This is a genomic window from Desulfovibrio sp. TomC (assembly GCF_000801335.2).
Lineage (GTDB): Bacteria > Desulfobacterota > Desulfovibrionia > Desulfovibrionales > Desulfovibrionaceae > Solidesulfovibrio.
In genome coordinates, this window is record NZ_JSEH01000001.1 from 268,513 (window position 1) to 281,169 (window position 12,657).

Sequence of the window (12,657 nt, forward strand, 5' to 3'; positions counted from 1 at the left end):
CATCCGGTACGCGCCTTAGCCGCTCATGTCCGCCACACCACTGACCATCGCCTACTACGGCTTCGACGACCCGGCCGCAGCCTGCCCCCGGCTGCGGGTTTTTGAACCGGTCCACGCCCTCGGCCGGGTCGTGCGTCTCCTGCCCGGGGCCATCCCAGACGGCCCTGGCCATCGTCTCGTCACGGATGTCCTGGAACCAGCCGATCTTATCCTGATCCAGCGGTTTTTCCCCAGCCCACAGACCGCCCCCGTCCTTGAGGCCATCTTCACCAGCGGCAAGCCCGTGGTTTACGACACGGACGACGACTTTACCGCCGTGCCGCCTGACCATCCCTTCTTCCATCACATGGCGGCCGTTGCCCCCTGCGTCGTCGATACCGCCAGACGGGCCAGCCTTGTGACTGTCAGCACGCCGATCCTGGCTGCAAGCTTCGGTCGCTTCGCCAACCGGGTGCGCATGGTGCCCAATTTCCTGCCCGACAGGCTGTGGCGTCCGGTCCCGCCGCCGGACCGGGGCGTGGCCGCCGTCGGCTTTGCCGCCACGCCATCCCATGCCCCGGATCTGGCCCGGCTGGAACCCGCCTTGTCCCGACTCAATGCCAATCCTGATTTCTCCGGCCGCTTTGTATTTTACGGCTGCCTGCCAAGCACCGGCAGCTTCCCCACGGCGACGCGCCTGCCCTTTGCCCCGAACTATGCCGCCTATGCCGCGAAGTTACCGCGCCTGGGCTTGGCCATCGGATTGGCGCCCCTGGCCGATACCCCTTTTAACCGGGGCAAAAGTGCGGTCAAATGGCAGGAATATGCGGCCATCGGGGCTGCCGGCATTTATGCCGACCTCCCCCCGTATCGGGAGGTGGTGGAGGACGGGCAGACCGGATTGCTCGTCGGTCCTGATCCCGAAGCCTGGGCCGAGGCCGTGGCCCGGCTGACCCGCGACGCTGCCCTGCGACGCCGTCTGGCCCAAAACGCCCGGGAAGCCCTGGACCATTCCCATCGCCTCAGCGATCAGGCGGCCCGCTATCTCGATGCCTGGCAGTATGCCGCCCAAGGAGAGACGCCGTGACTGCACCCTGGTTCGACGATCCGCGTTTCCCGATGCCGCTCTTGGATCTGCTGCTGGCCGGCACGGTTGGCCGCGACCACCTTCTTCGTGCCGCCGCCCTGGCCGGGGAAACCGCTGTCGGCGCTGACGCGCCCGGCCTGTGGCGCAGACGTCAGGCCCATCTCCTCGTTGCCGCCCTGGAGGAAGACTCCCTCTATGGCCCAACGGCCGCAGTCCTGGCCGGGTTGTTCCCGATCCTTCCGGCAGGCTGCGTCGCTCCGGCTTTCGCCGCCCTCGTCACCGCCCTGGCCGCCCGCTTCACTGTGCCGGACAATACGGCCTACTACCAACGCCTGCTCCTTGGCGACAATGCCGGCCGCCTTGACCGCTATCTGGAAAACGAAATCCAAACCGACCGCCACGCCCTCTTCTGGCTCCATGTTGCCCTTCGCCGGGCTGTGCTGCAGCGGGATTTCGACCGGGCCGCAACCCTTGCCGGCAGCGCGCTGACCGGCACACTGGCCCCCCTGCGCCACAAAATCGACGGCGATCTGGCCCTGCTTGGCGGTCGCCCGGCCCAGGCCATGGGACACTATGCCGCACTCCAGGCGAAAGCTCCCTGGCCTGGCGGACTTTTCCGCCAGGGACTGGCCGCCCTGGCTGCTGGTGATGCGCCGGCCGCCCAGGACCATCTCGCCGGGCTGGCGCGGGCTGTGCCTGAACATGTTTCGGCCATGCTGGCCCTGGCCGATCTGGTCTCCGGCCGGGGCGAGGCCCGCTCGCTCCTTCCCGGGAGCCTTAGTGTGGCACTTTATACCTATAACAAGGCCGACGACCTGAACCGCACCCTGGAAAGCCTTCTTGTCTCCGATCTGGCCACCAGTTCCGGGCCCGGCCGCGTGTATGTCCTGGACAACGCCTCCGTCGACGCCACCCCGGATGTGGTCGCAGCCTGGACCGGACGCATTGATCCTGGCCGGCTGACGGGCATCCGGCTGCCCGTCAATATTGGCGCGCCGGCCGCCCGGAACTGGCTGGCGGCCGATGCCCGCGTCCGGGAAGCCGACTATGTGGCCTATCTGGATGATGATGTGGATCTGCCGCGCGATTGGCTGGCCCGATTGGCCGCAGCAGCCAAGGCCTACCCCGAGGCCGGCGTCTGGGGCTGCCATGTGGCCGATGCCCACAATCCGGCGATTGCCCAGGGCATCGACGGCATGCTGCTGCCCCTGCCAAGCGGCTCAAACGAACCGCTCATCCTTTCCGACCTGCACGCCCAGGGTTTTGATTACGGCGGATTTGCCCATTTGCGGCCGTGCCTGACGGTCATGGGCTGTTGCCATCTTTTTCGACGCGACCGGCTGCTCGGGGTCGGAGGCTTTGACATCCGCTACAGCCCATCCCAGTATGACGACGTAGACCACGACCTGCGCCTGCTCCTGGCCGGCCTCCCGCCCGTCTACCAGGGCCATCTCACTATCGGCCACCGTCGCCCGTCACCGGCCCTGGCTCCGGTGCGGCCGGAGCAGCTGGCCGGAGGGCAGGCCAACTGGCAAAAACTCGTCGCCAAGCATGACAGCCGATATGCCGCCATGGCCACGCTCCAACGCGACGCTGCGACCCGGGACCTGCGCCGTAAAGTCCAGGAATTGGCCGAAGCCGGAATTGTGGGGAAATAACGCGTCAACCGGCCTTGTCATCTGCGGGGAAACTCAGGCGGAAAAAAGACCCCTGCGGGCTGCTGCCGAAGGTGAGTGAGCCGCGGAGTTGCCGGGTCAGTTGCACCACCAGCTGCATCCCAAGCGTTTTGACCGCGTCAGGATGAAACCCTTCGGGCAATCCCGATCCATCGTCCTCCACCACAGCCTGGATCATGGCGTCTTCAAAAGCCATGTTCACCCGAATGTTGCCGGCGTCGCGTCCGGCCAGTCCATGTTTGACGGCGTTGGTCAACAGTTCGTTGACGATCAGGCCAAACGGGATGGCCTTGTCCACGCTCACCCGGCACTGGGCCAGATGGAGGCTAAAGCCGATACTCTTGTAGCCGCGCAACGACTGCACCACTTTGGGAGCCAGGCGTTCCAGATATTCCTTGAGGTCCACCCGGGCCAGATCGCCGGAGCGATAGAGTTCCTCGTGAATAAGCGCCATGGAGGCGATCCGGTTGCGGCTTTCTTCAAAAATATCCTGGATGTGGGGATCGGCGATAGCGTCTTTTTGCAGGAAAAGGAGGCTGGAGATGATCTGTAAATTGTTTTTCACCCGGTGATGGACTTCTTTGAGCAACACTTCCTTTTCCAACAGTGAGTCGCGCAATTGCAATTCCTTGACCTTGTCGTCTGAAATATCGCGGATGACGCCGACAATAAAACGGTTGCCTCTGGGATCAATAAAAAGTCCCTTGCGCGTCACCAGGGTACGAACCCGGCCCTGAGCGTCTGTCAGGCATTCCTCAAACAAATCAGCTTGTCCGGTTTCCAAAACGATGTTGTCGCGTTCGACGAAAACAGCCGCCTCCTCACGGGGCACGAGGTCTGCATCGCACTTGCCAATAATGGCATTGGCCGGCAGTCCGAGCATGGCGCACAAGGCATCGTTGACAAGGACGAAGCGGTGGGAACTGTCCTTGACGAAAACCGGATCGGGGATAGCCTCAAGGATCAGCAGGTTGAACTGACGGGAGAGCAGCAACTCCTGTTCAGCCTTTCGCCGTTCGCTGATATCACGGGAAACACTTATATAGCCCCGAAACTGACCGACGGTATCGAATAGGCCGCGCGTCATGGACTCAACCCAAACCGTGGAACCATCCTTACAGTACATCTCCAGTTCGGTTGTATGCAGAAAATTCCGGTCAATGGGCCCGGATTCGTTGATGCGGTGCAAGTCCTGCCGTACCCTGGCGGCTGATTCTGGAGTCAAGGACACGTCAATGGACCGGGACAGGGCTTCCTCAACGGAAAACCCAAGCAGCCGTCGCACGGACGGACTTACATACGTCAAATGCAGTTCCGCGTTAAAAACAGAGATAAGATCGTGGGCATTGTCAGCAAGCAGACGGTATTTCGTCTCACTTTCGCGCAGCTTGCGTTCAGCGGCCTTGCGTGGCCCGACGTCGCGCAAAAAGACCAAGGCGCCAGGAGAACCGTCGAACAGAAACGGCACCGCAGCCACTTCCACCTCGATAATCCCCCCATCCAGTCGGAGATATCGCTGTTCCCGCAATTGGGCTGGGAGGTTGTGAACGATGTTTTGCCGGATACGCTCGGTCACGGAAGCACGGGAATCCTCAGGGACAAAATCCAGAACATTGTGCCCGATAATCGATTCCAAGGAATCTGCCCCAAACAGTTTCACCGCTTCGGTATTGGCGTACGTGAACTGGACTCCGTCATGAATAGCAATGGCATCAGGAGCGTGCTCAACCACCAATCGGTAGCGCTCCTCACTCTGCCGTAGCTTCTGTTCCTTGGCATCAACCACGGCGACATGTCGCCGCAGCAACACAAAGAGCAACAACGACGTAATAGCAACAAACAAGATTCCTTTAGCAGAGGAAACCTGCAAGAGCAGGTCTGGATCACGACGAAAAAGAACATCCGCAATTCTGTCAGAAAAAATAATCCACAACAGTCCGAAGGCTGCATACCATACGGTTATTTTGACCGGCAAGCGGCTAACAAAACTCTTTCGCAGCTGGCCAGACTCCTGACTTGACATAATTCGCCGTCCGTTTTCGGAAAAGCCGGCCTGCAACGAGCGCCCGCTCCTCCTCGGCATACGACAGTATCTTTGCAGTCAATGGGAAAGACAGGTCCGCTACTGCTTTTCTGTCGCCTTGGTCAGCCGCGTCACGTTGCTTTTAGTGAAAAACCCATCAAACCCATCATAGCGTTCTATATACTCGTTGACCAGCATCGTTTTTGGTGACATCGCGGAAAAAATCTGTTTGAGCCCCTCTCGCCGCGATCCAATCAGTTCCGACAGAAACTCCATCCCGTCCAAGCGCAACCCGGAAACGACCTCTTCAATACCGTCAGCGCAAAAAGCCATGTGATGGGGACGCAGGCCGTAGTTGGCGATAAACCCCTCGGTGGGACCTGCCCCGGATCCTTCGCGTGGGGAGCCGATGCCTGAAGTGAAGACCTGGGCGTAATCGCCGGCCCCAAGCCGGGCTACATTGGTGATGGAATTGAGCGATTCCACATACACGGCAAAATCAAAGCGGTAGTTGGTCAGGGACAGGAATTCCACAATGGCGGCATTCCGGTGTTTGGCCCGCACCCGGGTGGCCACATGGTCGAGACCCCCGATCCGGGCCAGCCAGGGATGTTGTGCCTTGGCGGCAGTCAGCGGCAAAAGCCGGCTTTGGCCGTGCCGGTAAGTCCCGGGGCGACCCTTCCACTGGATAAAGCCCAGGGAATTGCCCGTATGGGCCGAGGGAGCGGTCTGCACAAACGAAAAGGCATCCGTGACCCGGGGAGCCGCTGCGGCAAAGGCCACCCCCCGCTCCCGCTGGAGAGCAGCATAGCGCTCGAGGTCCCGGCACTCAAACACAAAGGTCTCCAGACGGGCCGGGACAAAGGCTGCCGTTTTGATCCCGCAGTTGTAGGGCGAAAACGGGTTGGCAGCAGCGGGATCGCGGCTTTTGAGGATGAGATCCGGTCCTCCGGGATCACGCAACACGAGCGACGGGCTGCCGTCGCCGGTCAGCGGATCATCCAGGGCCGCTTCAAAGGCCAAGCCTGTGGAATTGAGCAACGCTTCGGCCGCGGGCACGAGGTCTTGCGGCGCAACATTGATCACCACCGCCGCCAAATTCCCGACCAAACCGTCCAGCCCGGCCAGACGGCGCGAGGCCAACACCGATTCGACGTCTCGCAAAAGCTCGGCGTCGTCATTCACGAACGCTTCGTTCAACAGCTCCCCCACCCGTTACAATTTACAACATATCCACCGGATCGAGATCCAGGGTGAAGCGGACCTTGGTCGATCCGGACAGGGCCTCCCGGCCGGCCGAGTAAACCTGCCGAATGCTCGGCCAGTCCGGTGCTTTGATCAGGCAATGCAGCCGTCTGCGCCCGGCCATGAGGGCCAGCGGCGCCGGAGCCGGACCAAGCACCCGGACCCCAAGCGGTCCGGCCGCCAGTCGCATGGCTTCGCCCACAGCTGTGGCCAGGGCATAGCCGTTTTCCAACTCCCGGGGAAAGCTCAGCCGGGCCAGCCCCAGACGAATAAAGGGCGGATAACATAACCGCCGCCGCCGGGAAAGCTCCAGCTCATAAAAGCCCTCAAAATCACCCCGAGTGACATGTGAAAAAAACGGATCGTCCGGCATCCGGGTCTGAATCAGCACCCGGCCGGGCCGTTCGCCGCGCCCGGCCCGGCCCGCCACCTGGGTCAAGAGCTGAAACGTCCGCTCCGAGGCCCGGTAATCCGGCAGATTCCGACCGAGATCGGCGTCGGCGGCAATGACCAGGGTCACAGCCGGGAAATGGTGGCCTTTGGACAGCATCTGGGTGCCGACCAGCACCTGGGCTTGACCCGAAGCAAATTCAGTCAGGATGGCCTCGGCCCGTTCAGGACGCCGGGCCACGTCGCGGTCCAACCGGGCCACGACCGTGCCGGCCGGCAGCACTCCGGCCAACTGCTCCTCAAGCATCTCGGACCCGACGCCCATGGGCAGAAAACTGGCTCCGCCGCAGCCCGGACAGGGCGAGGGATGGGGCCGGGCAAAGCCGCAATAGTGGCACACCAGCCGTTCCCGGTCCTTATGGAAGGTCAGGGACAGCTCACAGCGGGGACAGCGAACCGGGGTCTCGCAGTCCAAACAAAAAAGGAGCGGCGCATAGCCCCGGCGGTTGAGCAGGATCATGGCCTGATCGCCGGCCGCAACCGTCTCGGCCAGGGCAGCGGCGGCCAGATCGGTCAGGACGCCGGTGCGGTCGCCGGTTTCATGTTTGCCGGCAACGGCCGTCAGTTTGCCTGCCCCGCGCATATCCACCAGCTCAATGGCCGGCATCCCGCCGCCGCCCACCCGGTTGGCCAGGCGCACCATGGGAACGTGGCCGGCTTTGGCGGCATAAAAGGTTTTGACGTCCGGGGTGGCCGACCCCAGGACGAAAAGCGCCCCGGACTGTTTGGCCCGAAAAAAGCCGACTTCCTTGGCCTGATACGGCAGACGGTCCTCCTGCTTGAAGGCCCCGTCGTGCTCTTCGTCCAAAACGATCAGGCCGATATTACGCAGGGGCAGCAGGAGCGCCGACCTGGTGCCGGCGACGACCATCGGGGCCGCGTCGCCGGCAGCCCGCCAAAACGACTCCTCGCGCAGCGAAGGCGGCTGATAGCCGTGGTAGAGCAGCGGCCGCAACTGGGGAAAGGCGCGTACAGCGGCCCGGTGGAGCTTGGCAGCCAGGGCCACTTCAGGGGCCAGGAGCAGGACCTGCCTCCCCTTGCCTAGAACCAGCCTGGCCAGTTCCATATACAGGCGGGTCTTGCCGCTGCCGGTGACGCCGTAGACCAGCCGGGCCGCGCCGTCAGGACGCTCCAAGGCCAAGGCCAGTTCGGCCAGGGCGGTGGTCTGCTCGGCCGTCAACGGCGGCAGGGTCGCCGCTGTCGTCTCGATGGCCGCAGGCAGACCCGCTGCCGGGTCAACCTCACTCAAACGGACAAGTCCCAGGTCCGACAGCCGTCGCAGGAGGGGGAGCGTCCCTGGGCCAAGGCGTTTTTTGAGATCGGAAAGCGGCATGGGCCCCTGGTCGCACAAGAGATCAAGCACGGCCATCTGCCGGGCTGCGCCTGGGCGCACAGGCCAGGGCGGATCGGCCGCCAGGGCGCACAGGGGATCGCGTTCGGCGGCGTCGAGCCGGCACAGCATGGTTCCGTCGCGCCAAGCCATGGCCAGCCGGGCCAACTCGTCCGGGGGCTTGCGCGACAGGGCCAGAGCCGTCAGCGACCGGGGGACGCCGGCCTCGCTGCATTCAAAAATCACCTTGGAGGAGCGCAGACCGCGCGGCAACAGCGTACCCAAAATGCGGCCGGGCGTGGACATATGGCGACTGGCCAGGGTGGCGACCAGCTCCATGTAGTCCCCGTCGCACAGCGGCTGGCGCTCAAGCGGCCACATCGCGGCCCGAAGCGTCACCCCAGGTGGCGGCGCAGCCTCGGTTGCAACCACTACGCCGGTACGCAGCCAGTTGGCCATAGGCACGAGCAGGCGCAGCCCGACCGGAAAATCGGTTGGCGTAAAATACGGCGGCAGGGAGTAGGTGAGGACGCTGTAGGGCGGAGCGGTCAGGGCAACGGCAATGGCGGCAGTCATACTCCGGCGTCCTTCCCAAGCGTACCCATTAGGAACAAACGACAATACGACATGGTTTCAGTGGTAAACGCAGTATCCGTCGATTGCGGCGACACGGCCCGGCGACCAAAAGGAAACGCCCGGGAGGCGATCCCCCCGGGCGCGACAAGCCTCTGGATAAAAACCGGGGCAGGACGAAACGCCTAGCTCCCAAAGGGCAAAAGCTCACGCAGACGCGGCACCAGCGACTCTCGCAGGACCTCGTCGTGCAGGGCAAAATAGATATTGGCGGTGAGATAGTCAGCCCAGTCGCCGGCATCGAAACGCTGACCCTGGATCTTAACGGCGAGCAACCGGTTGTTGCCGGCCAGTCCCTTGAGGGCGTCGGTCAGCTGGATCTCGCCGCCGTGTCCCGGAGTCACCTTTTCCAGATGGTAGAAAATATCCGGGAAAAGAACATAGCGGCCGACGATGGCCAGTCTGGAGGGAGCCTCATTGACCTTGGGTTTTTCCACAAGATCACGCACCCGGTACATGCCAGGGGCAAACTCTTCGCCATCGATGATGCCGTAGCGCGAAACCATGTGGGGCGGCACTTCCATGACGCCAACGACGGGCATATGCTCGGACATGGCCACGGTGAGGAGCTGCTTGATGCCCGGCTCCATGCTGAACATCAGATCGTCGCCGACCATAACGGCAAAGGGATCGTTCTTGCAGACTTCCCGGGCACAAAGCACGGCGTGCCCCAGGCCCAGCTGTTTTTTTTGGCGCACCGAGATGATGTTGACCATCTCCGCCACTTCCCGCACCATCTTGAGCATATCAGTCTTACCGGTCCGGGTAAGAAGATCCTCTAAAATGAGGTTGTAGTCGAAGTGGTCTTCAATAATGGTTTTGTTGCGGTTGGTGACGAACACCACATCCTGCAACCCCGAAGCCTGGGCTTCTTCGACCACATACTGCACCACGGGTTTGTTGTAGACGGGCAGCATTTCCTTGGGGATGTTTTTCGTGGCCGGCAACGACCGCGTACCCCATCCGGCGACGGGAATGACCACCTTCTTGATTTCCATGTTCTTCTCCTTGAATGCGCGCACTGCCCGGTATTTTTCGGAGGCGGCGAACCGCGCCCGCGCGCCGGCCGTCCGGATATTGACCTGTCCGATTGTGCCGTTAGCCGCCAAGGCGGCGGCTCCCGGCATCACCAACCGACGTTAATTGCTTTGCATAAACAAGTCCAGCCCCAAAAGGAGTTACGAGACCCCGCCTCAGCGCAGGGCCTCGGCCACGGTACCGGCCAGCCGGGCGCACAAGGTATCGACCAGGGTCGCATCTTCGGCCTCGACCATGACCCGGGCCAGGGATTCGGTGCCGGAATAGCGAAGAAGCACCCTGCCCCGCCCGGCCAACAGCTTTTCGCACTCAATCACGGCCCGTTCGATGGCCGGTGCCTGGCTGAAAGGAATCTTGCGCTGCACCGGTACATTGACGAGCTTTTGCGGGAAAGGGGCCAGCAAGGTGGCCAGTTCGGAGAGCGGCTTGCCCTTGCGCACCATGATCTTCATGAGTTGCAAGGCGGCCAGGGTGCCGTCGCCGGTGGTGCTATGGTCTAAAAAGATCAGATGCCCGGACTGCTCCCCACCAAGGACCGCGCCATCGGCCCGCATGGCCTCGACCACGTAACGGTCGCCGACCGGGGTGCGCTTGAGTCTGCCGCCATGCTCGTCCATGAACACTTCCAGGGCCATGTTGCTCATGACCGTGGCCACCAGCAGGTTGCCCGGCAGGGCCTCGCGTTCGAGAAAATCCAGAGCGCAGATGGCCATGATCTGGTCGCCGTCGAGAATGCGGCCCTTTTCGTCGGAAACAATGACCCGGTCGGCGTCGCCGTCCAGGGCGATACCGATATCGGCCCCGGTCTCGACCACCATACGGCCCACCTGTTCGGGATAAAGCGAACCGACGCCCAGGTTGATGTTGGTGCCGTCCGGGTCCACGCCGATCTTGACCACCGTGGCCCCAAGCTCCTCGAAAACCTGGGGAGCCACCCGGAAGGCCGCGCCGTTGGCGCAATCAAGGACGATTTTCATTCCATCGAAACTGATGTCAAGCGGAATGGTTTTTTTCAGAAAGACGTTGTAGCGGCCGGTGCTGTCCTGGAGTTTGAAGGCTCGGCCCACGGCGTCGGGTTCAGGAAGCGCCCAGTCATGGGAACAGCCCTCGACCGAAGCGGCGATTTCAGCTTCGGCGGCGTCAGGCAGCTTAAACCCCATGTGGTCGAAAAACTTGATGCCGTTGTCGCAAGACGGATTATGCGAGGCCGAGATCACCACGCCGACGTCGGCGCGCATGTCGCGGGTCAGGAAGGAAATAGCCGGCGTGGGCAACGGCCCGACCAGGAAGACATCCATGCCGGCGGCACAAAACCCAGCCGCCAGGGCATATTCATAAATATAACCGGAAAGGCGAGTGTCCTTGCCGATAAGGACCTTATGACGGCGTCCGCCGTTGTGAAAATACAACCCGGCTGACAACCCCAGACGCATAACCACGTCCGGGGTCATGGGATAGGTGTTGACCCTGCCGCGCAACCCGTCTGTTCCGAAAAGTTTTTTTTCCATTCCTTGGTTCGGCCGGTTCACGCCGGCCTCATTTCACAGTCAGCGACACCTTGTCGGGTTTGGCTTCAATGAGTTCGCACCCTTGCGGCATCTTCACCCGGTACGACGCTTCATATTTACCCGGTTCAATGTCAGGCTTCAACTCCAGCGTCGCCTCCACGAGGCCTGGGAAATCCTTGTCCGAGATAATGGCCGCCGGTCCCTTGATGCGCAGGGTGACGGCCTGGGGCGCGACATCCGCCTCCCGGCCCTTGGGTTTCTTGATGGCCAGCGGTGCGCGCAAGGTAATTTCGGATTCCTTGGCGGCAAATCCCATAACCACCTGGACTGCCGGCGGCGACACGTCCACATCCTCAGGCACGTCCAGGGGCACCCGTTCATCGAACCGGGCCGGCGGCGGCTGGGGCAAAGTGATGGACTGGGTCCGAATTTCGGTAATCTTGTCCAGCTTGTCGGCAGGTCCGGTCAGACGCGCCGTATCTGGCACCGCCTTTACCGCCGACATGGAGAAGCCATTGGGGGGCGAGGACCGCAACATCACCTTGACGGGCACGGTCTTGGCTGCCCGGCGTTCGACGTCCAGCTCCAGTCGGGTGGGCCGGATTTCCACGACTTCGTAGACCTTTGGCAACGGAATGTTCTTGGTCTCGAACAAAACGATATTCTTGCCCGGCACGATCTTGGACAGATTGAGACTGTAGACGAGCTGGCTCTCGTCGATCTTGCGGGCCACGCCTCGCGGCCCCCGGACCAGAACATCCACGGCGCCGATCATGCCGGATTTGATGTAGAGATCCTCGGGCAGCCCCGTCATCTCCACCCGCATGGGCATCCAGGTATCAACCTTCTCCCGGCCGGTCACCAGGTACCAGCAGAAAAGGGCCATAGCCAGGGCTAACAGGAGGTATTGCCAGTTCGGTTTCATGGGCGTTTGGCCACAAGGTTCCAGAGCATGTTTTTCAGCGTCATCTCATCCACCGGGGAAATCAGCTTGCCCCCGTCAGCCACCGACACCACGCCCCGCTCCTCGGACACCACCACGGCCAACGCATCGGTCTCCTCGGTGATGCCAAGCGCCGCCCGGTGGCGGGTGCCCAGGCTCGCATCCAGGGGAACACCGGCGATAAGCGGCAGGATACAGCCGGCCGCAGCCACGCTTTCTCCCTGGATAATGACCGCCCCGTCATGCAGCGGCGTGTCCGGAAAAAAAATGGTCCCCAGCAGTTCCCGGCTGGGACGCGCGCCAAGCTCCACTCCGCGCTGAATATAATCGCCCAACGGGACACGACGCTCGAAGACGATCAGCGCTCCGGTATGCGTCCGGGCCATCTGGAACACGGCCAAAATGAATTCGTCCAGGGCCGCCTCGGACACGGCTTCGCGCCGGCGGCGAAAAAAACCACCCGCCCCGACTGAGGACAGGGCCTTTCGGATGTCGGCCTGAAACAGGATGATGATGACCAGGAAGATCGAACCAAGGAAATTGGTGAGCAGCCAGTGCAGGGTATTGAGTCCGAATTCGCCGGACACGTAGTAGATGATGAGGATAAGCAGAAAACCATGGAGCACCGAGGCGGCCCGGGTGCCGCGAATGAGCAGCAGTCCCCGGTAAAAGATAAAGGTGACCACGGCGATATCGAGAACTTCACGCCAGGAAATATGCAGATTATCGATGAAACTTCCCATGA

9 protein-coding genes are annotated in these 12,657 nt (G+C 62.1%); 2 read left to right on the forward strand and 7 right to left on the reverse strand.

Features of this window, described 5'->3' with window-relative positions; all coding sequences use genetic code 11:
• Positions 1 to 25: 25 nt before the first annotated feature.
• Together NY78_RS01300 and NY78_RS01305 are read left to right on the forward strand one after the other, a co-directional pair.
• Positions 26 to 1,066 carry a glycosyltransferase gene (locus tag NY78_RS01300; protein WP_043630684.1) on the forward strand — a complete coding sequence of 347 codons (1,041 nt, stop codon included), beginning with the start codon at positions 26 to 28 and terminating at the stop codon, positions 1,064 to 1,066.
• Complete coding sequence (locus NY78_RS01305; RefSeq protein ID WP_043630686.1) at positions 1,063 to 2,724, forward strand: glycosyltransferase family 2 protein; 1,662 nt, start codon at positions 1,063 to 1,065, stop codon at positions 2,722 to 2,724. The genes NY78_RS01300 and NY78_RS01305 overlap by 4 nt, the downstream gene beginning before the upstream one ends.
• A gap of 4 nt (positions 2,725 to 2,728) precedes the next feature.
• Here NY78_RS01305 and NY78_RS01310 read toward each other — a convergent pair whose 3' ends face one another.
• From NY78_RS01310 to cdaA, 7 genes are all read right to left on the reverse strand, one after another.
• Positions 2,729 to 4,765 (reverse strand): PAS domain S-box protein, encoded by a 2,037-nt coding sequence (locus NY78_RS01310; protein WP_047959979.1) that lies wholly within the window; start codon positions 4,763 to 4,765, stop codon positions 2,729 to 2,731.
• Positions 4,766 to 4,864: 99 nt separating this feature from the next.
• A complete protein-coding gene (locus NY78_RS01315; protein WP_231583678.1) occupies positions 4,865 to 5,950 on the reverse strand; it encodes a hypothetical protein in 1,086 nt (361 codons plus the stop codon).
• A gap of 37 nt (positions 5,951 to 5,987) precedes the next feature.
• Complete coding sequence (priA, locus tag NY78_RS01320) at positions 5,988 to 8,366, reverse strand: replication restart helicase PriA (protein WP_043630688.1); 2,379 nt, start codon at positions 8,364 to 8,366, stop codon at positions 5,988 to 5,990.
• Positions 8,367 to 8,548: 182 nt separating this feature from the next.
• On the reverse strand, positions 8,549 to 9,421 hold the full coding sequence (gene galU / locus NY78_RS01325) for a UTP--glucose-1-phosphate uridylyltransferase GalU (protein ID WP_043630878.1): 873 nt from the start codon (positions 9,419 to 9,421) through the stop codon (positions 8,549 to 8,551).
• A gap of 195 nt (positions 9,422 to 9,616) precedes the next feature.
• Positions 9,617 to 10,969 (reverse strand): phosphoglucosamine mutase, encoded by a 1,353-nt coding sequence (glmM, locus tag NY78_RS01330; RefSeq protein WP_043630690.1) that lies wholly within the window; start codon positions 10,967 to 10,969, stop codon positions 9,617 to 9,619.
• A gap of 28 nt (positions 10,970 to 10,997) precedes the next feature.
• Complete coding sequence (locus NY78_RS01335; protein WP_043630691.1) at positions 10,998 to 11,894, reverse strand: CdaR family protein; 897 nt, start codon at positions 11,892 to 11,894, stop codon at positions 10,998 to 11,000.
• Positions 11,891 to 12,655: a diadenylate cyclase CdaA gene (gene cdaA / locus NY78_RS01340; protein WP_043630693.1), complete on the reverse strand. Its 765-nt coding sequence runs from the start codon at positions 12,653 to 12,655 to the stop codon at positions 11,891 to 11,893. Before cdaA ends, NY78_RS01335 begins: the two co-directional genes overlap by 4 nt.
• Between the last annotated feature and the right edge of the window lie 2 nt (positions 12,656 to 12,657).